Genomic DNA, 22,850 nt, shown 5'->3' with positions numbered 1-22,850 from the left:
GATATCCGTAGGGGGCGCATTTATGCGCCCCTGGCATCATCACGTTTCGCACGCGCATCAACCCGGGCGCCATGAATGGCGCCCCTACAGGGGATGGGATATCCGTAGGGGGCGCATTTATGCGCCCCTGGCGTGTTTATGCGCCCCTGGCCGCCATGGACTACGCCCCGATCTGTTACTGCAGCAGGAATTTGCGTAGTGCGGCAAACTCTGCCGGCATCTGGTGTGACAGCAGCGGCAGATCGGCGCGATCGGCCAGCGCCTGCGGCAGCGTAAGCGTCTGTCCCAGAATCTCCTCTACGCTCTCGCGGAATTTCGCCGGATGCGCTGTACCAAGGAACAATCCATACTCACCTTCCTGCAGCTGATCGCGCAGCAGACGATAAGCGATGGCCGCATGCGGCTCTGAGAGATAACCCAGATCGGCCAGCTCGCGCATCGTGGCCTGCGTCGTCTCATCAGAAACCGCACCGTAAGCGAGATCGGTCAGACGCCAGGTTTTACGGCGGAACAGCTCTTCCACGCGCGGCCAGTTATTCGGCTGGCTGACATCCATTGCGTTTGACAGGGTAGCCACGGTGGCATTTGGCTGCCAGGCACCGTTGCCAAGAAAGCGCGGTACGGTGTCGTTGGCGTTGGTTGCGGCAATAAACCGTTTGATTGGCAGACCGAGCGATTTCGCCAGCAGGCCGGCCGTGAGATCGCCAAAGTTACCGCTGGGTACGGAAACCACCAGCTGATTACGCTGCTCCTGCGGAAGCTGTGCGACCGCCTCAAAGTAGTAGCAGATCTGCGCCAGCAGACGGCTGATATTGATGGAGTTAGCGGAGTTAAGGCCAATCGCTTTTTTCAGCTCCTCATCATCAAACGCCTGCTTAACCAGCGACTGACAGGTATCGAAATCGCCATCAATTGCGATAGTTTCAATATTGCCACCCAGCGTGCAGAACAGTTTTTCCTGCAGGGCGCTGATTTTGCCCTGCGGATAGAGGATCACTACACGCACATTGTCCATACCGTAGAAAGCGTGCGCCACGGCAGCCCCGGTATCACCCGAGGTGGCAGTCAGAATAGTGATCTGCTCATCTGCGCCGGAGACATAGGAGAGCATCTGCGCCATAAAGCGGCCGCCGAAATCTTTGAATGCCAGCGTCGGGCCGTGGAACAGCTCCAGACAGGCGATATCTTCGCTGACTTTCGCCACCGGTGCCGGGAAGGTAAAGGCCGTTTTGACCCGCTCAGCCAGCTGATGCGGGGTAACTTCATCCCCGATATAAGCAGACAGGATTTTGCTGCTGCGGCTGACAAAGTCCATCTCCAGCATCGCATCGATATCGGTCAGTTCAAATTCCGGCAGCTCCAGTGGAAAGAACAGCCCCTGCTGCGAGCCCAGCCCCTGTTTGACTGCCTGCGAGAAGCTGACCTGCTCGTTGTGATCCTTAAGATTATAGAGTTTCATACGTTATCCCAGTTTACGTGCGCCAGCCGTATCAAGACGGCAGATATGGACGAAGCCTTCTTCATTCTGCAGATAGTGCTGGCTCAGCCAGTCTGCCATCCGCTGCGCCGTTGCCATCTCATTGCAAACAGCGAAAAGCGTCGGACCGGAGCCCGAAATGCCGCAGGCCAGCGCGCCGATATCGGCTGCCGCCTGCCGTGCCGCGGCGAAGCCCGGCAGCAGTTTGGTGCGGTACGGTTCGGCCACCACATCCTGCATTAACTTAGCCGCCAGCTGCGGCTGCCGGGTATGGCAGGCGTGAATAAAGCCCGCCAGCAGGCGGCCATGTTTAATCACATCCTGCTTGCGATATTGCGCCGGCAGAATCGCCCGCGCTTCCGCGGTAGAAACTTTAATGCCGGGATACGCCATAACCCACAGCCACTCATCAAAGCACGGTACCTGCTGGCTAATAATCCCCTGCTCTTCAATCATTAATTGTACGCCGCCGAGGAAGCAGGGAGCCACATTGTCATAATGTACGCTGCCAGAGATACGCCCTTCCAGCTCGCCCATCAGCGCCAGCAGTGCGGTATCGCTGAGCGGCTTGCCGCAGAATTCGTTCATCGCCATTAAGCCTGCCACGACGGAACAGGCGCTGGAGCCGAGGCCGGAGCCGATCGGCATATTTTTCTCCAGCGTCATCGCAACCGGCACTTCTTTGCCAATTGCCTGACAGAAACGCTCCCAGCACTGATAAACGATATTTTCTTTGGGATCGTCAGGCAGCTTGCTGACAAAACGACCGCGATTCTCAAGGCTGAAACGATCGGCTGCTTCAACTGCCACACAGTCGCCCAGCAGCGATCCATCCACCGGCGACACCGCGGCTCCCAGCACGTCAAAGCCAACGCTGACGTTGCCGATGGAGGCCGGTGCATAAATTTTTACCATCATTAAACTCCTAACTTCCACGACAGCGTACGCAGCAAATCAGCAAACACGCCCGCTGCGGTAACATCATTCCCTGCACCATACCCGCGCAGTACCAGCGGAATCGGCTGATAGTAGCGGCTATAGAACGCCAGCGCATTTTCACCGTTTTTCACTTTGCACAGCGGATCGTTGCCATCTACTGCCTCAATTTTAACGCTGCAGTGACCATCTTCTGCAATCGCTCCGACAAAACGCAACACTTTGCCTTCATCGCGCGCCTGAGCGACGCGTGCTGCAAAGGCATTATCCAGCTCCGGCAGACGCGCCATAAACTGATCCGCATCCGCCAGTTCAGTCAGGCTGGCAGGCAGAAGCGGCTCGATGGTGATATCGCTCAGCTCCAGCTGATGCCCCGCTTCGCGCGCCAGGATCAGCAGCTTGCGCGCCACATCCATTCCTGACAGGTCGTCACGCGGATCGGGTTCAGTAAAGCCCATCTCGCGCGCCAGCGTGGTTGCCTGGGAGAGCGACATCCCCTCATCCAGTTTGCCGAAGATAAAAGAGAGCGAGCCGGAGAGAATGCCGGAAAACTTAATCAGTTCATCGCCCGCGTTCAGCAGGTTCTGCAGGTTTTCAATCACCGGCAGACCGGCACCGACGTTGGTATCATAAAGAAACTTGCGACGCGACTTCGCAGCGGCAGCCCGCATCTGCTGGTAGTAGTTCCACGAGGAGGTGTTCGCCTTTTTATTAGGCGTCACGACATGAAAACCTTCGGCAAGGAAGTCAGCATACTGGTCGGCCACCGCCTGACTTGAGGTACAGTCGACGATCACCGGATTAAGCAGGTGATACTCTTTTACCAGCCGGATCAGACGTCCGAGGTTAAACGGCTCGCGCGCCTCACTCAGCGCCCCTTTCCAGTCTTTAAGGTCGATACCGTGGACGTTGGTCAGCAGCGCGCGCGAATTTGCGATCCCGCAGACGCGCAGATCGATATGTTTGCCTTTCAGCCACGCCTGCTGGCGATGCAGCTGATCCAGCAGCGCACCGCCGACGCCGCCGACGCCGACAACGAACACTTCAATCACCTGATCGGTCGCGAACAGCATCTGATGCACAACGCGCACGCCGGTAGTCACATCGTCATTGCTTACCACGACAGAGATTGAGCGTTCGGAAGAGCCCTGGGCGATCGCCACGATATTAATATTGGCGCGTGCCAGTGCCGAAAAGAATTTTGCGGAGATGCCGCGCAGCGTACGCATGCCATCGCCTACCACCGAAATCACCGCCAGCTGCTCCAGCACATCCAGCGGATCGAGCAGGCCCTCTTTCAGCTCAAGATGAAACTCCTCTTCCAGCACGCGCCGCGCGCGCGCCTGCTCGCTCTGGGGTACGCAGAAGCTGATACTGTATTCGGAGGAGGATTGGGTGATCAGCACTACGGAGATGCCGGTGCGGGACATCGCAGCAAACACGCGCGCGGCCATGCCCACCATGCCTTTCATTCCGGGGCCGGAGACGTTGAACATCGCCATGTTGTTTAGGTGGGTGATGCCTTTGACCGGATTTTCGTCATCGCTGCCCTCGCCGCCAATCAGCGTACCGGGCGCCTGCGGATTAGCGGTGTTTTTAATCAGGCAGGGGATCTGAAACTGTGCGATCGGCGCAATGGTACGCGGGTGCAGAACTTTGGCGCCAAAGTAGGAGAGCTCCATCGCCTCCTGATAGGACATCGACTTCAGCAGGCGTGCATCGGGCACCTGACGCGGATCGCAGGTATAGACGCCATCGACATCGGTCCAGATTTCGCAGCAGTCAGCGCGCAGGCAGGCGGCCAGTACGGCAGCAGAGTAGTCGGAACCGTTGCGCCCCAGTACGACCAGCTCGCCTTTTTCGTTACCGGCGGTGAAGCCAGCCATCAGGATCATATGATCGGCCGGGATCTGACTGGCGGCAATGCGCCGGCTGGATTCAGGGATATCCACTGTGGACTCCAGATAGTGTCCCACGGCCAGCAGCTTCTCAACCGGATCGATCACGGTCACCTGATAACCACGCGCCTGCAGCAGCGCCTCCATAATGGCAATCGACAGCTTTTCACCCCGGCAGATGATAGCAGCATTGACCGCGTCCGGGCACTGCCCCAGCAGGCTGATACCGTGCAGCACCTGCTTAAGCTGAGCAAACTCCAGCGCAACAAAGGTATTGATGCGCTCAGCGTCAAACCCCGGCTGGGCGGCCGCAAGCCCCTGCAGAAGATCGGCAAAAATGCGCTCGGCGTCGCTGATATTCGGCAGGGGATCCTGGCCGCTGATGGTTTTTTCAATCATCGCCACCAGGTGATTAGTAATTTTTGCGGGTGCAGAGAGCACGGTGGCAACCTGTCCCTGCTGCGCATTGCTTTCCAGAATGTCCGCTACGCGCAGAAAACGCTCTGCGTTTGCTACTGAGGTTCCGCCGAATTTCAGCACTCGCATGGTTAAAACTCTCCTGAATTTTTGCCGAAAAAAAAGCCCGCACTGTTGAGGTGCGGGCTTCTTTTTTATTTTTTCCTGTATGCGTCAGCCCGCACCGTTACCTGTGGTAATGGTGGTGGTAATAATTGTTGTGGTGTTCAGGCTGTCGTTACGCATTAAGATTTTTCTGTCTGTCTTTGTCTTGTCCGTCTGCCTTCCAGAAGTAAAGCAAAGCGCACGTTAAGTCAACGAATTTGTCTTTTGCCGCTGAACCTGCAGCCGGGCAGTGCTGCGCTGGATCGGGTAAATGGTGTTGCGATCGTTCAGCCCCGAGGCAAGATGCCCGATCAGCAACTATCTGTTCAGGATTTTGCCGAGTAATGCTCTGCCAGCTTTTTTTCCACATCGTGCAGCAGCCGGTGCAGCATTGCGCTGTCACGCTGCTCCAGCAGACCGATGCGTTGATCGATCCAGTCCACCATCTTGGTGTCATCGCTCACCTCAAGCGTCGTGAGCAGCTGCTGAAAACGCTGACGCAGCGCCTGCAGCTGCAGCGCATTGGCCGTTTCTGCCGGGGTGACGGTGACCTGATTAAGCGAGGCGAGCTGATAGCAGTAGACCATTACCGCCTGTCCCAGATTGAGTGAGGGATAATCCGCCGCCATAGGAATACCGGTCAGCAGATCGACCTGATCCAGCTCCTCGTTCGTCAGCCCGCTATCTTCACGACCAAATACCAGCGCAATGCGCGGCAGCCACTGTCGTTTTTCCTGCAGAATAGTCTCTACCTGCACAGGCGTGGCATAGTAGCGAAACTTCGCCCGGCTGCGCGCCGTGGTGGCAACAGAAAAATCGACATCGGCCAGCGCGTCACTTAGCGTGGCATACGTCTGAACATTGTCGAGGATTTCACCGGCGCCGTGCGCAACGCGCCGCGCCGCCGGATCCTGCCACGCATCGCTGGCGACAATGCGCAGCTCTGTAAAACCCATGGTTTTCATCGCGCGGGCAGCGGCACCAATATTTTCCGGACGGGCGGGTGAAACTAAAATCAGGGGAAAAGACATAATTTTTCCAGTAGCAAATTAACACTATGCGCTATGGTGGCATGCAGCGAAAAAAATACCAATTGTTATGCAGTGATAAAGCAGAATGTTAATAATGTTAAACTGCCGGAATAAATTGTACTGATGGCATTTATCGCGATCAGGCAGATATTATGCGCTTATAAAACATAAATCCTGTTAATTCATAATACTACGCCAGCTATTTATGCAGTTTGCATAGGTTTAAAACCGCGGGCTAAATGTAGCGAAAATGCTGCTTTTTGTGAGCTAAGCTGGCAATACAGGAGAAGTTTTTCATAAAAGTGTTAACGTGCTACACTTGCTTTTGATATAAGTCAACGAAGCGTTGTTTTTATGCTTATCGGTTGTTGCTGGTGCTGTTAGGTTGCTGTTAATGCGGTTAGGATAAACGCTATTCCGATCCCAACGGGGCGCACAGATATTCATTCTGACCGGCTGAGCTGACACTGAAGTTGACCTGATGGATGGTATATTCCGAAGATTATTTCGTACTCCGGCTGCGCACACGCCTTTATTCTGTCGCGGCAACGGCGGTACGCCCTGTTTTCGATTTGTTGGCAAATTTTAGGTAGCAAAACATGCAGACCCCGCACATTCTTATCGTTGAAGACGAACTGGTCACGCGTAACACGCTAAAAAGTATTTTTGAGGCGGAAGGTTACGTGGTCTATGAAGCCACTGACGGTGCTGAAATGCATCAGGTTTTAACAGACAATGACGTAAACCTGGTGATTATGGATATCAACCTCCCAGGGAAAAATGGATTGCTGCTGGCGCGCGAGCTGCGTGAACAGGCAAACGTCGCGCTGATGTTTCTGACCGGTCGCGATAATGAAGTGGATAAGATCCTCGGCCTGGAAATTGGCGCTGATGACTACATCACCAAACCTTTTAATCCGCGTGAGCTAACCATTCGCGCGCGTAATCTGCTGTCGCGCACCATGAACCTGGCGATGCCGGGTGAAGAGCGCCGTCAGGTAGAGAGCTACCGCTTTAATGGCTGGGAGCTGGATATCAACAGCCGTTCCCTGATCAGTCCAAACGGTGAGCAGTATAAGCTACCGCGCAGCGAGTTCCGCGCGATGCTGCACTTCTGCGAAAATCCGGGCAAAATCCAGACGCGCGCCGATCTGCTTAAGAAGATGACCGGTCGCGAGCTTAAGCCGCATGACCGTACCGTGGACGTCACGATTCGCCGTATTCGTAAACATTTCGAGTCAACGCCCGATACGCCGGAAATCATCGCCACCATCCATGGTGAAGGCTATCGCTTCTGCGGTGAGCTGCAGGATTAAGTTAAACAATAAAAAAACGCCCGTTCGGGCGTTTTTTTTGGCTGCTTTAGTGCCACGGCATAATGGGCACTGCGCTTAGCGCGTTTTTCGGCGATCCATCCACAACCTTATCTGAGTAGCTCAGATAGACCAGCGCATTGCGTTTCTGATCGAAAAAGCGCACCACCTGCAGCTTCTTAAACACCAGCGATGTCCGCTTGCGAAACACGACTTCTCCCTGCGCCTTGCCTTGTGCAATTTTCTCGCTAAGCTCTACAGGCCCTACCTGCTGGCAGGAGATAGCCGCATCCGATGTATCTTCAGCCAGCCCCAGGCCCCCTTTGATACCGCCGGTTTTAGCCCGGCTGATATAGCAGGTGACATTTTTCACGTCCGGATCGTCGAACGCCTCGACCACGATCTTATGATCGGGGCCGAAAATTTTGAATACGGTGTCAACAGAGCCGATCTCCTCCGCCAGCGCGACGGGAGTGAGCATAAAAGTTGCCAGCGTGACTATAAGAGCGCGATTTATTGTCATTGGGTTACCATTGCAAAGGAAAGAGATGTGGCGATAATGTACCGTCACCAGATCAAAGTACCAAACCTGAACGGGTTATCACCCGCATTGATATAGCACAGTTGATCAACACACAAGCGCCGCGCGTTTGTGCATTTAGTGCTATTATTCGACGACTTCATCGTTGCGCCACCAGAGAGTTATGAGGATGTTTTATGGACCAAGCCGGTATCATTCGCGATTTGCTTGTCTGGCTGGAGAGCCATCTGGATCAGCCGCTTTCACTTGATAACGTTGCACTGAAAGCGGGTTACTCCAAATGGCACCTGCAACGGATGTTTAAAGAGGTCACCGGACACGCCATCGGGGCCTATATCCGTGCGCGTCGGCTCTCCAAAGCCGCCGTGGCGCTGCGTCTGACCAGCCGCCCTATCCTCGATATCGCTCTGCAGTATCGCTTCGATTCACAGCAGACATTCACGCGCGCGTTTAAGAAACAGTTTAATCAGACGCCCGCCTGGTATCGCCGCTCGTCCGAGTGGAACTCTTACGGTATCCGTCCGCCCATTCGTCTGGATAACCAGCCCGTGCCGGAAGCACAATTTGTCACGCTGCCGGAGACGATTCTGGTAGGCCAGACGCAGAGTTATACCTGCGCGCTGGAGCAGATCTCCCGCTACCGTGATGAGATGCGCGTGCACTTCTGGAAACAGTTCCTGCTGGAAACCGATACCGTGCCGCCGGTGCTTTATGGTCTGCATCAGGTGCGCGCCAGCCATGAGAAAGATGATGAGCAGGAGATCCTCTATACCACTGCGGTACCGGCCGATCAGCAGGCGCTGAATATGCAGTCAAACCAGCGCGTGACGCTGGAAGCGGGCGACTACGTGCAGTTCAGCTATGAAGGTCCGCGCGTCGCGCTGCAGGAGTTTATCCTGATGCTCTACGGCACCTGCATGCCGCTGCTGGGGCTGATCCGTCGTCAGGGGCAGGATATTGAGCGATTCTATACCCACGGCGGCAAAAAGCGCAGCGAACCGCCTGCCGATATTCGCTGCGAATACCTGATCCCGATCCGCCCGCAGCCCGTTAATTAATCGCCAAAGAACCTCGTCGGGCGCATTAATCCGGGCGCCATTAATGGCGCCCCTACATTTTCCGTAGGGGGCGCATTAATGCGCCCCTGGCCGCGGTAAAAAACGTCATCACGTTCCGTACGCCCATTAATTCGGGCGCCATTAATGACGTCATCACGTTCCGCACGCGCATTAATCCGGGCGCTATTAATGACGTCATCACGTTCCGCGCGCGCATTAACCTGGGCGTCATTAACGACGCCCCTACATTTCCCGTAGGGGGCGCATTAATGCGCCCCTGGCAGCTCATCCAGCGCAGGGGCATCCAGATGCGAGACGTCGCCGGCGGTCTCTACGATCCAGCCAGACGCCAGCCAGGCACTCTGCTGATGATCCACGCGTGAAATCGAGCAATTACGCAGGCGCAGGCGTCGTTCCGCATGCGCCGGTAAACCCAGAATGGTACTCACCAGGGCACCCAACGCCATACCGTGGCTGACCAGCAATGGCCGGCTGCCGGCTGGCAGATCGAGGCAGGCGTTCAGCGCATCATGCATGCGCGCCGCCAGCTCGCTCATCGACTCGCCGCCGGGAATGCGCCCCGCTTCGGTGCCATCCACCAGCGCCTTGCGCCAGCGCTCCTCTTCCGCCGTCAGGCCATCAAGCGGACGCTGCTCCAGACAGCCCATATTCAGCTCGCGCAAACGTGCATCCAGCGTAACCGGGCAGCCGCAGGCGTCAGCGATAATCTCTGCCGTACGCCGGGTGCGGCCTAAATCGCTGGCAATGACGTGCGTAATGCCCAGCGTTTTCACCCGCTCACCGACCTGACGCGCCTGCTGTTCACCTTTATCCGTCAGAGCACTGTCGGACTGCCCCTGAATGCGTCGGGCCGCATTCCAAACCGTTTCACCGTGACGAACAAGATAGACCTGTAACATGCGTAATTTCCGTTATACTGCGACAAATTTGCCTTGAGGGTTCAATCAATTATGTACCATGTTGTCGCAGCCACCACCAATCCGGCAAAAATTCATGCGGTTGCGCTGGCGTTCAGCGACGTATTCGGTGAGGGATCCTGCCATATTCGCGGGGTAGCGGTCGAGAGCGGCGTGGCGGCGCAGCCGCTTAGCGATACAGAAACGCGCAGCGGCGCACGTCAGCGCGTGATTAATGCCCGTGCGGCCGCGCCGGAGGCGGATTTCTGGGTGGCTATTGAAGCGGGCATCGAAGGCGACTGCGCGTTTGCATGGATGGTAGTGGAAAATGCACAGCAGCGCGGTGAATCACGCTCTGCCAGCTTTACGCTGCCGCCGGTTGTGCTGGCAGGATTAGCAGCCGGGCGCGAGCTGGGCGATGAGATGGCGCGCCTGACCGGGGTCGACAATATCAAACACAAGGGCGGCGCGATCGGCGCTTTTACGCAGGGCCTGCTGACCCGCTCCAGCGTCTATCATCAGGCGCTGATCCTCGCACTCTGCCCGTTTACTCATCCGCTTTATCAGCAGTAATCAGCCGCGATTCCAGCCAGCGTCTGAGTTCGGGTGGCGCCTCTTTCAGGCTGTTAGAGCCGCGCGTTATCGTCGCAATGCCCACGCCCAGCTCGTTTTTCAGTTCGCGCTGGCTGATATCGCCGTTGATTAACGCTTCGATAATGCGCAGCCGCGTGCCGAACGATTCACGTTCATCGGGCGTCATCATCAGCTGCAGCATCGGCAGCGCCACGTTATCGGCAAACGCATGCTGCATCAGGTCGATAAAACGCAGCCAGTGATCGTCAGCGGGCTGCTCAGAAAGGGATGAAGGCATAGTGGCTTCCGTACTCATTAACGAGTACGGAAGCATAGCACACTCAGTAACGCTGATTCCACTCGCTGTCGCTGAGAATCTTGTCAGGTTTCCCCATGAAGTAACGATAGTAGGCGTCATACGCCAGCACGTTCTTCACGTAACCCCGCGTTTCAGAGAACGGAATCGTTTCAATAAAGGCCACGGCGTCCAGTTTGCCTCCGCTGTTATTACGCCAGCTGCGCACCCGCCCCGGCCCGGCGTTATAAGCGGCGGAGGAGAAAATGCGGTTCTGCCCGAACTGCTGATAGACATACTCCAGATACTGCGTGCCAATCTGGATATTGGTTTGCGGATCAAGCAGCTGGCTGCTGTTCACGTAGCCGGGAATATTGTACATTTTCACGGTATGCGCGGCCGTGGCTGGCATCACCTGCATCAATCCGCTGGCCCCGACCGGGGAGCGCGCTTTCGGGTTCCAGGCGCTCTCCTGGCGCGAGATGGCCATGGCGTAGCTCGGATCGATCGCCTTATCACCGGTGTATTGCTGATACAGATTGCGCCACGCCAGCGGGAAACGCTCTTTCAGGCTATCCCACATTTTTGCGCTAATCGTGGCCTGCACGCTCAGATCCCACCAGTCCTGCTGGTTCGCGTAGTGCGCCAGCATCTGCTGCTGCGTGCGGGTTTTACTGACGATCAGGTTTGCCCACTCGCTGCGCGCCAGGTTATCCATGCCCCAGTACATCAGCTCGCGTACGCGCGCCATCTCCGGTCCCTGCACGATGCTGTTGTCCGCAGCCGGCGCGTCATCAATCTTCAGCGGATAGTCGGTGCCAAGGCGCTGCGCCGCCACCATCGGATAGAAGCCGCGCTGCTGCATCAGCTTACGCAGGATCTCATCGGCCTCTTCTTTGCGCCCCTGCGCTATCAGCAAATCCGCCTGCCAGTACTGCCACTCATCTTTTTCTTTCGCTTCCGGCGGCAGGCGCGCAATCCAGGTGTTGAGGCCACGGCGATCGCTTTCGCTCAGCGCAAGGCGCACGCGACGTTCGATAAGCGCGGTGGATTCACTGTTCATCACCACGGCATCGCGCCAGCGCGCCTGCTCTGAGGTCAGGTCAGCCCCCATCATGCGCCATACCACCGCTTCTTTCAGATCCTGCTCTTCTGCCTGACTCATCTTCTGCGCTTTAACCAGCTGCGGGATCATCATGCGCGCGTTATCCATATCTTCGCGCGCCACGCGCGCAAAGGCGTAGCTGGTGGCCATACGGGTAAAGTCGGTCGGCCCCAGCGTGGCGGCAAACGTCGTTACGGTCTGCGGATTCTGCTGCAGAGCCAGCAGTGCGCTGGCGGTGGTCTGGTAATCCGCCGGCAGCATTTTTGCCAGATAGTTTACCAGGCTGTCGTTGCCCGCTTTCATCGCCAGGCGGATACGCTCCAGAATAGTGATCGGCGAGAGCTGGCCTGATGCCTGCCAGACTGAGAAGAGCCGGTCGCAGTCAGCGGGCAGTGCCGATCCGCGCAGCCAGATACTTTTCGCGCCGGTAAACGCCGTCTGCTGCTGGCCGGTGGCCCATTTAGCGTAGTACCAGTTGCAGCGCGCCTGCACCGGCTTCGGCTCATCCGGACTGAAACTCAAAATTCCCTGCCAGTCCTGCCGGTGCGCCAGCACGTTCACAAATCGCGTCTGCAGCGATTTGGCCGGCGGCAGCGTCGGATACTGCTGAATAAAGTTTTTGATCGCCAGCCCCGCTTCCTGATCGAGATCCTGCGCCAGCAGGCGATACTGCAGATAGGGATAGAGCGGATAATCCTGCAGCGTCGGCATCAGCTGCTCAACCTGGTCCATCTGTTTGTTATCCCAGGCCTGCTTGATCTGCGCATAGCGCTGTCGTTGCTGATCCAGCGAGTCGGCCCATACGCTGCCTGCCGTGCTGACCAGACACATCCCTATCATCCAGTTACGCCACTTCTCCACTCCGCTCTCCTCTCTGCTTCGGTCCAGCGTATGCCGGACTCCCTTCATGCTAACCAGGGCTTTCGTCTCTCGCCACGTTCTTAACAAAATTTACCTGACGAACAGGCTTCTGCCCCCCTGACCCGCCTGTGCACCTGCAACGCAGTTTACGCCACGGCGCCTTTAAGGCTACTATTGACCACCCGCTGCTGACGCCGCCGCAACCGCCTGAAACCTGTCAGGATTGTCGCGCTCAGAGGCTCAATGGCAAACCGCATCCGCTGCTCTGCGGCAGAACACCACTTTTACCGAGATGCTTATGGAAACCCGGCGCGACGAACGACTCAATAAGCTGGCCCAGGCCCTGAAACGCACCGATAAGCTGCATCTGAAAGAGGCGGCGCAGCTGCTGGGCGTCTCTGAAATGACCATCCGCCGCGATCTCAGCGAATCGGCCTCGCAGGTGGTGCTGCTCGGCGGCTATGTGGTCAGCGATCCGAAAAACCATGCCGGGCACTACTTTGTTTCCGATCAGCACGGGCACAACGCCGCGCGTAAACGGCGTCTGGCGCAGGCCGCCGCCGCGCTGATTCGTGAAAATGATACGGTGTTTTTTGACTGCGGAACCACGCTGCCCTACGTCATCGACGCGATTCCGGACACCCTCGCCTTCACGGCAGTCTGCTGCGCGATGAACACCTTTCTGGCACTGAAAGAGAAGCCCGCCTGCAGCGTGATCCTCAGCGGCGGCGAGTTTCATGCTGATAACGCACTGTTTACGCCAGTCGGTAACCACTCCATTCTTGATGACCTCTGCCCGGCGCTGGCGTTTATCTCAGCAGCGGGAGTGGATCTGCAGCAGGGCGCAACCTGTTACAACCTGAATGAGCTGGCGATGAAGCACCACGCCATGCTGCGCGCGCGTGAACGGGTACTGGTGGCAGACAGCAGCAAATATGGCAAAGTGCTGCCCGCCCGTATCAGCGCGCTGCACCGTTTCGAGCGGCTGGTCAGTGACAGCCCCCCTGACGCCGCGCTCAGTTCGTGGCTGGCAGAGCAGGCGATTACGCTGCATCTGCCCTGATCGCCGTCAGCGCGTACAATTACGCAGCAGTGCGCCTGACATCACGCCTGTCACGCAAGTTTCACCGCGGCGCGGCTGTGATTAGGCCGTGAAAACCGCTAAACTTCACCATCTGACGTTCCACTATTTACAGACCAAGAGGCTCATCACAACGTGGCTCAATTCGTCTATAGCATGCATCGCGTCGGCAAAGTGGTACCGCCGAAGCGTCACATTCTGAAGAATATCTCTCTCAGCTTCTTCCCGGGCGCCAAAATCGGCGTACTCGGCCTGAACGGCGCGGGTAAATCGACCCTGCTGCGCATCATGGCCGGTATCGATAAAGATATCGAAGGGGAAGCGCGCCCGCAGCCGGGCATTAAAGTGGGTTATCTGCCGCAGGAGCCGCAGCTCAATCCGGAACACACCGTGCGTGAATCGGTTGAAGAAGCGGTGGCTGAAGTCGCTGGCGCTCTGAAACGTCTTGATGAAGTCTACGCGCTGTACGCCGATCCCGATGCGGACTTCGACAAGCTGGCCGCCGAACAGGGCCGTCTGGAAGAGGTGATTCAGGCGCACGATGGCCACAATCTGGAAACCCAGCTCAACCGCGCCGCTGACGCGATGCGTCTGCCGGAGTGGGATGCCAAAATCGGCAACCTGTCGGGTGGTGAGCGCCGTCGCGTCGCGCTGTGCCGCCTGCTGCTGGAAAAGCCGGACATGCTGCTGCTTGATGAACCGACCAACCACCTGGATGCGGAATCTGTCGCCTGGCTGGAACGCTTCCTGCACGACTTCGAAGGCACCGTAGTCGCGATTACCCACGACCGTTACTTCCTCGATAACGTTGCGGGCTGGATCCTGGAGCTGGACCGCGGTGAAGGTATTCCGTGGGAAGGCAACTACTCCTCCTGGCTGGAGCAGAAAGATCAGCGTCTGGCGCAGGAAGCGTCACAGGAAGCTGCACGCCGCAAATCCATTGAAAAAGAGCTGGAGTGGGTGCGTCAGGGTGCGAAAGGCCGTCAGTCTAAGGGCAAGGCGCGTCTGGCTCGCTTTGAAGAGCTGAACAACAGCGACTATCAGAAGCGTAATGAAACCAACGAACTCTTTATTCCGCCAGGCGCACGCCTCGGCGATAAAGTGCTGGAAGTGAAAAACCTCAGCAAATCGTATGGCGATCGCGTCCTGATTGACGATCTGTCGTTCTCGCTGCCAAAAGGGGCAATTGTCGGGATTATCGGGCCGAACGGCGCGGGTAAATCGACGCTGTTCCGCATGATGTCTGGTCAGGAGCAGCCCGATTCCGGCAGCATCGATCTGGGCGAAACCGTGAAGCTGGCGTCGGTCGATCAGTTCCGCGATGCGATGGATAACTCTAAAACGGTATGGGAAGAGGTCTCTGGCGGCCAGGATATTATGCGTATCGGTACCACCGAGATGCCAAGCCGTGCCTACGTCGGACGCTTTAACTTCAAAGGCACCGATCAGGGTAAACGCGTAGGCGAACTCTCCGGTGGTGAGCGCGGACGTCTGCACCTGGCGAAACTGCTTCAGGTAGGCGGCAACCTGCTGCTGCTGGATGAACCAACCAACGACCTCGACATCGAAACCCTGCGCGCGCTGGAGAATGCCCTGCTGGAGTTCCCGGGCTGCGCGATGGTGATCTCGCATGACCGCTGGTTCCTCGACCGTATTGCCACCCACATCATCGATTATCAGGATGAGGGCAAGGTTGAGTTCTTTGAAGGTAACTTTACCGAATACGAAGAGTATAAGAAACGCACTCTCGGCGCGGATGCGCTGGAGCCGAAGCGTATCAAATACAAGCGTATGGCGAAGTAACCTGCTGATAAAAAAGGCGCCTTCGGGCGCCTTTTTTTATTGTGCTCAGGCGTTAATTGCCCAGCCGCTCTTTGACCAGCTCCACACAGCGCAGAAAGCGCGCATCGTAGTTGTCCTCATGCACGTGTACAAACTCAACGTTATTTTCCCGCAGCATGGTCACCAGAATAGACTGAAACTCGCGCCGGTCCACCGAGCTGCCGAGGCTGCGGAGGCCATCTGCCACCCAGGGCACGTTGTTCTCCAGCAGGATCACCAGGTCAAAGCGGTACTCATCGATCAGCGCCTGCACAAAAGGATGTTCGCGTCCTTCATACTTCAGGCAGAACGCCTGAGTGGTAATAAAATCGGTATCGATAAAGGCGACTTTATTCGCGTACTTGACGGCAAAATCGATGTATTGCGCCTGACCGAGCGCAATTTTATCGTAGTCAGAATACTGCAGCGCCATCTCGTCGCCGCCGAGGTGAGAGAAGACGTAGTCGCGGCCATACTCCCAGGCGCTGGTGGTATTAAAGATATTCGCCAGCTTGTTGACCAGCGTGGATTTGCCGCTCGACTCGCCACCCAGCACCGCGACGGTGCGCACAAAGAAAGGCTTCACTTCGGTCGGAATATATTCCCAGTAGCGAAACGGATCCTGACGGATCTGGCTGCCGCTGATGCTCATAAACGATCGATGCGGATCGATCACCCGCGCCGGGATCCCCAGATATTGCTGATACATCGGCGCATCCGGTTCTTCGCTGGTATAAACGCAGTCGGGCATAATCCCCTGCTCTGCCAGAAACGCGCTGACGCCTGCGCTCCAGAGATCCCAGCCGTGCGGATAGGGTTCGATTCCCTCTTCGTTGAATGAGTGAATACGAATGTTTTTCTGGTATTTGAATGTCTGCAGCAGCCAGCGCAGACGATCGCTGATGGTGGGCTGCTGCGACATGGCGCTGTTCTCAAACAGTGCGCGATCGCGCGGCTCGTCGTGGCCCATAATAATATGCAGCTCATCCACCTGACTGCAGGCGCGCTGGATCAGGTAGATATGGCCGGTGTGCAGCGGATAGAACTTGCCAAATACCACGCCCACGGTTTTCTCACGCCGCGGAAACTCCAGCCCGAGAAAGTGATGCAGCGCCGCCAGTTTCTGCGCGCCAGGGCTTTTTATTTTCGCGTTAAGCAGCTGACTCAGGTAGCCCTTGGTCATTCCGCTGGCGTCAGCCACCTGCTGCAGCGTATGGCCCTGCTGCCGAATCGCGGTCTTCAGATAGTCAAATGATGACACTCAGTGCCTCCTGCGGACAATAAACGGCGGTGCGGCCTTTAATGCGCCCCCTGCATATCGCGGCGGCGGCATTTATGCCGCCCTGGCGAAATTACAGCTCATCCAGAATGGCCAGCGCATCTGCCAGCTTCTTCGCGCTGTAAACCTTCATGCCATCAATGGTTTTCTTCGGCGCGTTGCCGGCCGGCACGATGGCGCGCTTAAAGCCGTGCTTGGCTGCTTCAGAGATACGCTCCTGGCCACTCGGTACCGGCCGGATCTCACCTGCCAGCCCGACTTCACCAAAGATCACCACATCCTGCGGCAGAGGGCGATCGCGCAGGCTGGAGACCATCGCCAGCAGCAGCGCCAGATCGGCACTGGTTTCCGTGACTTTTACGCCGCCTACCACGTTAACAAACACATCCTGATCCGCCATTTGCAGGCCGCCGTGACGATGCAGTACCGCCAGTAAAATCGCCAGACGGTTCTGCTCCAGCCCTACCGCTACGCGGCGCGGATTGCCCATCATCGAGTGATCCACCAGCGCCTGGATCTCAACCAGCAGCGGCCGGGTACCTTCCCACACCACCATCACCGAACTGCCTGAAGTGATCTCATCGCCGCGCGACAGGAAAATAGCTGAAGGGTTGCTGACCTCACGCATTCCCTGCTCCGTCATGGCGAATACGCCCAGCTCATTCACCGCACCAAAACGGTTTTTATGGCTGCGCAGCGTGCGAAAGCGCGAGTCGGCATCGCCATCCAGCAGCACCGAGCAGTCGATACAGTGCTCCAGCACTTTCGGACCTGCCAGCGAGCCATCTTTGGTGACGTGGCCGACCATGATAATCGCCACGCCGCGCGTCTTGGCAAAACGCGTCAGATAGGCGGCGGTCTCCCGCACCTGCGCCACGCTGCCGGGAGAAGACTGAATATCCGCCATGTGCATCACCTGGATGGAGTCGATAACCATCAGCTTCGGCTCTTCCTGCTCGGCAATCAGGCAGATCTGCTCAATACTGGTTTCCGACAGCATATTCAGGTTGTCCGTGGGCAGTCCCAGCCGGTGCGCGCGCATCGCCACCTGCTGCAGCGACTCCTCGCCGGTGACATAGAGCGTCTTCATGCTCTCCGCCAGCTTGCACATAACCTGCAGCAGCAGCGTCGATTTACCGGCACCGGGGCTGCCGCCAATCAGGATAGCGCTGCCCGGTACCACGCCGCCGCCCAGGACGCGGTCAAACTCTTTAAAGGTGGTGGTGAAGCGCGGCAGCGCCTCAAGGCTGATCTCCGAGAGCTTCTGCACCCGGCTGCTGCCGGCGTTACCCGCATAGCCGCTCAGGCGCTCATTGCGCGCAGCGGCAGGCGAGGCAGCAATACGCACCTCGGTGATGGTGTTCCAGGCGTGGCAGGCGCTGCATTGCCCCTGCCAGCGCGGATAGTCTGCGCCGCATTCGTTACACACGAAGGCGCGTTTTGCCGCTTTGGCCAAATCAGTTCCTCAGTTAACGCTCTTCATGAATCAGGCTGCCGGTCAGGATGCAGAACACCCCCATAAGGTCAGCGTGACGGATAGTGACTTCCGTCTGCTCATTCACTTTAGGTTTAGCATGATAGGCAATACCCAGTGCTGCACGCTTAATCATCGGCAGATCGTTGGCGCCATCGCCCACCGCTACCGTCTGCTGCGGTGCGATATCAAAACGCTGTGCCAGCTGATGCAGGGTTTCCGCTTTATATTGCGCATCGACAATCTGTCCGATCACCTCGCCGGTGAGTTTACCGTCGCGCATCTCCAGCTCATTGGCGACGGCCGCCGCCAGATGCAAGGTCTGACGCAGGTGATCCGCATAAAAGGTAAAACCGCCAGACGCAATCGCAACCTGCCAGCCGAGCGCCTGCAGCTTATGCACCAGCGTGGTCAGGCCCGGCATCAGTGGCAGAGTGTCGCGCACCTGTTTAAGGATAGCGGCATCGGCGCCAGCCAGCTGCGCCACGCGCTCACGCAGGCTGGCTTTAAAGTCGAGTTCACCGCGCATCGCCCGTTCGGTGACCTCAGCCACCTGCTCACCGCAGCCCGCCAGTCTGGCGATCTCATCAATGCATTCGATCTGAATCGCCGTGGAATCCATATCCATCACCAGCAGCCCCGGCGTTTTCAGATGCGGGATTTTGCCGAGCGGCGCCACGTCAAACCCGGCGTCATGCGCCAGCCGGGTGGCGCGCGGCGTCAGCGAACCTGCCAGCCGGATCACCTGATATTCGTCAACGTTCCACGCGCTGACAATCACCATGGCGGCCCCCAGCTGATGCTGATAATCGGTCAGCTGCTGTTTATCGAGTCCGCGCCCATACAGCAGCCAGCCCGTGCGGCCGGCACGGTAGTCCAGCGGCATAACTTCATCACCGCTCAGGGAGAGGGGTAAACCCGGCCAGAGAGAGACATCGGCGGGCAGATCGCACCAGGTAAGACGATTTGGCATTACAGCTCCTGTAGGGACAACAAAACCACGCAAGAGGCTACCTTGTCTGCGCGGGTTCTGGCAACATAATTGCCAGCCTTTCTGCTGCTATGTCACATGGGTTTCTGATGGTTAAAACTGCACTGAAATTTCGCCTGCATCGCACGGTGATTGTTCTTATCTCTCTGGCGCTGCTGGTGGTGCTGATGCAGGGCGCCTCATGGTTCAGCCTGGGTCATCAGATGGCGCGTTCTGAGCAGGTTGAAGAGCTGGCCCATACCCTCACCCGCCAGGTGGCGTTCAGCCTGAAGCCCCTGATGGATAACAGCGATGATAACCGCACGCAGATTGCCGCTATTCTCGATCAGATGACGGATAACAGCCGCATCCTTGATGCCTCCGTCTATGCCGACGATGGCAGCCTGGTGGCACACAGCGGTGAAACCATCAACGTACGCGACCGGCTGGCGCTGGATGGCAAACGCGCCGGCAGCTACTTCAATCATCAGATTGTGCAGCCGCTGGAAGGCAAAGAGGGGCCACAGGGTTTCCTGCGCGTGACGCTGGACACGCACGTTCTGGTTACCGAATCACGTCAGGTAGATAACACCACCAATATTCTGCGCCTGATGATGCTGCTGGCGCTGGCGATTGGCATCATTCTGACCCGTACTCTGCTGCGCGATCGCCGCACCCGCTGGCAGCAGTCGCCCTTCCTGCTTACCGCCAGCCGCGCGGTGAAAGAAGATAAAGAGGAAGAGCCGGCAGAAACACCCGACGCGCAGGAAAAGACGCGCTAAGCGCCAGCCTGAGCCGCGGGCTATTCAGAAAGATACAAAAAAACCAGGCCGCTGCTTCTGCCTGGTTTTCGGTTTTTAACGGCGCGCTTTAAGCGGTAAGAATAGCCTGAAGCTGAGCGAGGTTTTTCACCTGAAAATCAGGGGTAATATCCGCAGGCAACGGGCGCGTGCCGTGATCGATCCAGCAGGTTTTAAGACCCGCATTCATTCCCCCGAGAATATCAGACTCGGGCGTATCGCCAACCATCAGTACGCGCTGTGGCGCCGGATTGCCGAGCAGCTCCAGCGTATGAGCAAAGATTTTTGCGTCCGGCTTGGGAACACCAACCTGCTCTGAAATCACCAGCGCATCAAACATATCGTGAAAGCCCGTGCGCTCCAGCCGCGCCTGCTGCAGGGCCGTAAAGCCGTTGGTGACGATCGCCATTTTGACGCGGCCTTTAAGGCTCTGCAGCAGTTCAGGCGCGCCTTCCAGCGGCAGGCAGATCTCCGCCATCGCATTAAGGAAATCGCTGTTCAGGATATCCGGCTCTACGCTGAGCTTCTCTCCCCAGAGCGTAAAGCGCTGCGTCTGCAGCTGTGCGGCGGTGATGGTGCCGTTCTGGTAATCCACCCATAAAGGCTTATTGATCGCCTGATAATCGGCGTAATCGCGATCGCTGAACTGCACGTCGTAGCGGGTAAACATGCGCTGCAGTCCGGCAAAGGCATCGAAATGAAACAGTGTTTCGTCAGCATCAAACAGGATGCAGTCCCAGTCGTTTAACATGGTGCTCCTTAATCAGCGGTCAAAGTGTCAGCGCCATAATGATGGCGTCTTCCCGTCCGCCTGCAGTGGGGTAGTAATTGGGGCGCACGCTGACCTGGTGAAAATCGAGCTGCTCATACAGGGCAATCGCCGCGCGATTTGAGGCGCGCACCTCCAGCCAGAGGGTCAGCACATCGCGCTGCTCCAGTTCGCCGATCAGCGTCTGCAATAGCTGACGCGCATAGCCGCGGCGCTGAAAGTCGGGATCAACGGCGATGTTAAACAGCGACGCTTCATCCAGCACAACCTGCGTAATAGCAAAGCCGGCAAGGCGTCCGTCACTGTGCAGCCCGAAGTTGAGAAAGCGTTCCCCCTGATTGCTGGCGAAGGTCTGTTCACTCCAGGGAAAAGCGTGCGCCCGGCGTTCAATGGCGAGCTGCTGCGGCCGATCGTCAGCCGTGATGAGCGAGATAGTGGTCATGGTTACACATCTGTTGCCACAGCGCGCGCCTGGCTGCGCCGCTGCTAATCAGTTCATTAAGGACGGCGCTGGTGAATACCACACCGTTAAAGGTGTGCCCGCTCTCCACGCCCAGCAGCCAGCCGGGACAGGCTACCTGCTCTGGCAGCATCGGCAGCTGCTCCGGCGTCAGCGTCATCACCTGTGCGGGCAGAATATCCAGCGCCCGCAGCACGTCCCGTATCAGAGGCTCATCCAGTGCCGGCGGGTGTTCCGCTACCAGCAGCAGGCGCGTATCGGGTGCCAGCCTGACGGCGATCTCCCCTTGCAGCACGCGCGGACGCCGCAGCTGATACTGCGTAATCCCCATCTGCTGCAGAAGCCAGTCGCGTCTTGTACTCATGCTGTTTTCCGCTATGCCGTAAGTAATGCGCGCTATGCTAGCAAACCCGTCGAACATGCGCCAACAAAGCACTATAATCCCCGCTCTGATTTAACAGGAGCGTTCCATGTCTGCTTTTACCCCGGCCAGTGAAGTTATTCTGCGCCACAGTGATGAATTTACCACCCGCCACGTGCTGTTTGCGGGTGATCTGCAGGATGACCTGCCCGCCCAGCTGGAAACCGCGCTCAGCCGCGTTCATACCCAGCAGTATCATCACTGGCAGAACCTGAGCCATCGGCTGGGCGATCGCGCCGTATACAGCCTCGTGGCCAGCGCGGCCGATGTGACAGACTGCACCACTCTGATTTACTTCTGGCCCAAAAATAAGCCGGAAGCGCAGTTCCAGCTGCAAAATCTGCTCGCGTTACTCCCTGTCGGCAGCGATATCTTTGTCGTGGGCGAAAACCGCAGCGGCGTACGCAGCGCCGAAGGCATGCTGGAGCAGTGGGTGACGCTGGAGAAAATTGACAGCGCGCGTCGTTGCGGCCTCTATCATGGCCAGCTGACGCAGCAGCCTGAGTTTGACGCCAGCCGGTTCGGCAATACTTACCAGCTGGATGAGATGACCATCCATACGCTGCCGGGCGTATTCAGCCGCGATGGTCTGGATATTGGCAGCGATCTGCTGCTGTCGACCCTGACGCCGCACACCAAAGGAAAAGTGCTGGATCTCGGATGCGGCAGCGGTGTCTTAGCCACCGCGCTGGCACAGCACTCCCCGAAAGTGCGGCTGTGGCTGTGTGATGTGCATGCTGCTGCCATTGAAGCGAGCAAAGCCACGCTGGCGGCAAACGGGCTGGAAGGCGAGGTGTTTGCCAGCAACGTCTTTAGCGACGTTACCGGACGTTTCGATCTGATCATCTCTAATCCACCGTTCCATGACGGCATGCAGACCAGCCTTGATGCGGCCAACAGCCTTATCCGCGGCGCGGTGAAGCATCTGAACAGCGGCGGCGAACTGCGTATTGTGGCGAATGCTTTCCTGCCTTATCCGCAGATACTTGATGAGACCTTCGGCAGCCACGAAGTGCTGGCGCAGACCGGCCGCTTTAAGGTTTACCGTGCGGTTTATGGTCGTGGCGCGCGCGGACGCTAAGCGCCTGATGCGGCGATAAAGCGTTGCTTTTTCCAGCAGTCGGTTTATCGCCGTAAAATATCTGTTGACGCATTGCGTAAAACCTCTAGAATGCGCCTCCGTGGTTAGCAATACTGTAAAGTGTTGCC

21 protein-coding genes and 1 other annotated feature are annotated in these 22,850 nt (G+C 57.4%); of the genes, 7 read left to right on the top strand and 14 right to left on the bottom strand.

All coding sequences use genetic code 11. The annotated features are described in order from the left end of the window. Window positions 1–175 precede the first annotated feature (175 nt). The 4 genes from thrC to F3J39_RS14065 form a co-directional block, all read right to left on the bottom strand. Window positions 176–1,459 carry a threonine synthase gene (thrC, locus tag F3J39_RS14085; protein WP_071669097.1) on the bottom strand — a complete coding sequence of 428 codons (1,284 nt, stop codon included), beginning with the start codon at window positions 1,457–1,459 and terminating at the stop codon, window positions 176–178. A 3-nt stretch (window positions 1,460–1,462) separates the two neighbouring features. Further along, window positions 1,463–2,392, bottom strand: coding sequence for a homoserine kinase (gene thrB / locus F3J39_RS14080; RefSeq protein WP_039385707.1), 930 nt, complete (start codon window positions 2,390–2,392; stop codon window positions 1,463–1,465). A 2-nt stretch (window positions 2,393–2,394) separates the two neighbouring features. Then, window positions 2,395–4,857: a bifunctional aspartate kinase/homoserine dehydrogenase I gene (gene thrA / locus F3J39_RS14075; RefSeq protein WP_071669098.1), complete on the bottom strand. Its 2,463-nt coding sequence runs from the start codon at window positions 4,855–4,857 to the stop codon at window positions 2,395–2,397. Window positions 4,858–4,883: 26 nt separating this feature from the next. Continuing rightward, window positions 4,884–5,006 (bottom strand) — a sequence feature (Thr leader region). A 192-nt stretch (window positions 5,007–5,198) separates the two neighbouring features. Beyond that, a complete protein-coding gene (locus F3J39_RS14065; protein ID WP_071669099.1) occupies window positions 5,199–5,903 on the bottom strand; it encodes a tRNA/rRNA methyltransferase in 705 nt (234 codons plus the stop codon). Window positions 5,904–6,502: 599 nt separating this feature from the next. On the opposite strand from F3J39_RS14065, the gene arcA reads away from it, so the two are divergent. Beyond that, window positions 6,503–7,219 carry a two-component system response regulator ArcA gene (gene arcA / locus F3J39_RS14060; RefSeq protein ID WP_039382461.1) on the top strand — a complete coding sequence of 239 codons (717 nt, stop codon included), beginning with the start codon at window positions 6,503–6,505 and terminating at the stop codon, window positions 7,217–7,219. Between the two features lie 46 nt (window positions 7,220–7,265). On the opposite strand, the gene creA is transcribed toward arcA, so the two are convergent. Continuing rightward, complete coding sequence (creA, locus tag F3J39_RS14055; protein ID WP_039382459.1) at window positions 7,266–7,739, bottom strand: protein CreA; 474 nt, start codon at window positions 7,737–7,739, stop codon at window positions 7,266–7,268. 194 nt (window positions 7,740–7,933) lie between these two features. Between creA and robA the strand changes: the two genes are divergently transcribed. Then, complete coding sequence (gene robA / locus F3J39_RS14050; RefSeq protein WP_039382458.1) at window positions 7,934–8,815, top strand: MDR efflux pump AcrAB transcriptional activator RobA; 882 nt, start codon at window positions 7,934–7,936, stop codon at window positions 8,813–8,815. Between the two features lie 266 nt (window positions 8,816–9,081). Here robA and gpmB read toward each other — a convergent pair whose 3' ends face one another. Continuing rightward, window positions 9,082–9,735 carry a 2,3-diphosphoglycerate-dependent phosphoglycerate mutase GpmB gene (gpmB, locus tag F3J39_RS14045; RefSeq protein WP_039382453.1) on the bottom strand — a complete coding sequence of 218 codons (654 nt, stop codon included), beginning with the start codon at window positions 9,733–9,735 and terminating at the stop codon, window positions 9,082–9,084. Between the two features lie 51 nt (window positions 9,736–9,786). Between gpmB and yjjX the strand changes: the two genes are divergently transcribed. Continuing rightward, the gene (yjjX, locus tag F3J39_RS14040) at window positions 9,787–10,305 is read left to right on the top strand and encodes an inosine/xanthosine triphosphatase (protein ID WP_039382451.1); all 519 of its coding nucleotides are present in this window, start codon (window positions 9,787–9,789) and stop codon (window positions 10,303–10,305) included. Here yjjX and trpR read toward each other — a convergent pair. Together trpR and sltY are read right to left on the bottom strand one after the other, a co-directional pair. Then, window positions 10,280–10,603 carry a trp operon repressor gene (trpR, locus tag F3J39_RS14035; protein WP_039382449.1) on the bottom strand — a complete coding sequence of 108 codons (324 nt, stop codon included), beginning with the start codon at window positions 10,601–10,603 and terminating at the stop codon, window positions 10,280–10,282. The genes yjjX and trpR overlap by 26 nt on opposite strands. A 43-nt stretch (window positions 10,604–10,646) precedes the next feature. After that, the gene (gene sltY, locus F3J39_RS14030) at window positions 10,647–12,566 is read right to left on the bottom strand and encodes a murein transglycosylase (RefSeq protein WP_071669100.1); all 1,920 of its coding nucleotides are present in this window, start codon (window positions 12,564–12,566) and stop codon (window positions 10,647–10,649) included. 298 nt (window positions 12,567–12,864) lie between these two features. On the opposite strand from sltY, the gene deoR reads away from it, so the two are divergent. Both deoR and ettA read left to right on the top strand, forming a co-directional pair. After that, a complete protein-coding gene (gene deoR, locus F3J39_RS14025) occupies window positions 12,865–13,629 on the top strand; it encodes a DNA-binding transcriptional repressor DeoR (RefSeq protein ID WP_166714332.1) in 765 nt (254 codons plus the stop codon). A gap of 153 nt (window positions 13,630–13,782) precedes the next feature. Beyond that, window positions 13,783–15,450, top strand: a complete 1,668-nt coding sequence (gene ettA / locus F3J39_RS14020) for an energy-dependent translational throttle protein EttA (RefSeq protein WP_071669101.1) — start codon at window positions 13,783–13,785, stop codon at window positions 15,448–15,450. 52 nt (window positions 15,451–15,502) lie between these two features. On the opposite strand, the gene nadR is transcribed toward ettA, so the two are convergent. The 3 genes from nadR to serB form a co-directional block, all read right to left on the bottom strand. Continuing rightward, window positions 15,503–16,729 carry a multifunctional transcriptional regulator/nicotinamide-nucleotide adenylyltransferase/ribosylnicotinamide kinase NadR gene (gene nadR / locus F3J39_RS14015; protein WP_166714331.1) on the bottom strand — a complete coding sequence of 409 codons (1,227 nt, stop codon included), beginning with the start codon at window positions 16,727–16,729 and terminating at the stop codon, window positions 15,503–15,505. A 91-nt stretch (window positions 16,730–16,820) separates the two neighbouring features. Then, window positions 16,821–18,203 carry a DNA repair protein RadA gene (gene radA, locus F3J39_RS14010; RefSeq protein WP_039382437.1) on the bottom strand — a complete coding sequence of 461 codons (1,383 nt, stop codon included), beginning with the start codon at window positions 18,201–18,203 and terminating at the stop codon, window positions 16,821–16,823. Window positions 18,204–18,216: 13 nt separating this feature from the next. After that, on the bottom strand, window positions 18,217–19,194 hold the full coding sequence (gene serB, locus F3J39_RS14005; protein ID WP_071669102.1) for a phosphoserine phosphatase: 978 nt from the start codon (window positions 19,192–19,194) through the stop codon (window positions 18,217–18,219). A 107-nt stretch (window positions 19,195–19,301) separates the two neighbouring features. Here serB and F3J39_RS14000 point away from each other — a divergent pair, with 107 nt between their 5' ends. Beyond that, window positions 19,302–19,973, top strand: coding sequence for a YtjB family periplasmic protein (locus tag F3J39_RS14000; protein WP_039385704.1), 672 nt, complete (start codon window positions 19,302–19,304; stop codon window positions 19,971–19,973). 88 nt (window positions 19,974–20,061) lie between these two features. Here the strand turns inward: F3J39_RS14000 and yjjG are convergent, their stop codons facing one another. Genes yjjG through F3J39_RS13985 form a run of 3 tightly spaced genes read right to left on the bottom strand, consistent with a single transcriptional unit; the run spans window position 20,062 to window position 21,584 of the window. Next, the gene (gene yjjG, locus F3J39_RS13995) at window positions 20,062–20,742 is read right to left on the bottom strand and encodes a pyrimidine 5'-nucleotidase (protein WP_039382431.1); all 681 of its coding nucleotides are present in this window, start codon (window positions 20,740–20,742) and stop codon (window positions 20,062–20,064) included. A 19-nt stretch (window positions 20,743–20,761) separates the two neighbouring features. Beyond that, on the bottom strand, window positions 20,762–21,202 hold the full coding sequence (gene rimI / locus F3J39_RS13990; protein ID WP_039382428.1) for a ribosomal protein S18-alanine N-acetyltransferase: 441 nt from the start codon (window positions 21,200–21,202) through the stop codon (window positions 20,762–20,764). After that, window positions 21,174–21,584 carry a DNA polymerase III subunit psi gene (locus F3J39_RS13985; RefSeq protein WP_039382425.1) on the bottom strand — a complete coding sequence of 137 codons (411 nt, stop codon included), beginning with the start codon at window positions 21,582–21,584 and terminating at the stop codon, window positions 21,174–21,176. The genes rimI and F3J39_RS13985 overlap by 29 nt, the downstream gene beginning before the upstream one ends. Window positions 21,585–21,690: 106 nt before the next feature. On the opposite strand from F3J39_RS13985, the gene rsmC reads away from it, so the two are divergent. Next, window positions 21,691–22,722, top strand: a complete 1,032-nt coding sequence (gene rsmC / locus F3J39_RS13980) for a 16S rRNA (guanine(1207)-N(2))-methyltransferase RsmC (RefSeq protein WP_071669103.1) — start codon at window positions 21,691–21,693, stop codon at window positions 22,720–22,722. The last annotated feature ends 128 nt before the right edge of the window (window positions 22,723–22,850 follow it).

Source organism: Pantoea sp. Acro-807, from assembly GCF_011752675.1.
Classification (GTDB): domain Bacteria; phylum Pseudomonadota; class Gammaproteobacteria; order Enterobacterales; family Enterobacteriaceae; genus Pantoea; species Pantoea eucrina.
Note: the sequence above shows the minus strand (reverse complement) of the source record. Positions and strands in the feature narration are given on the sequence as shown.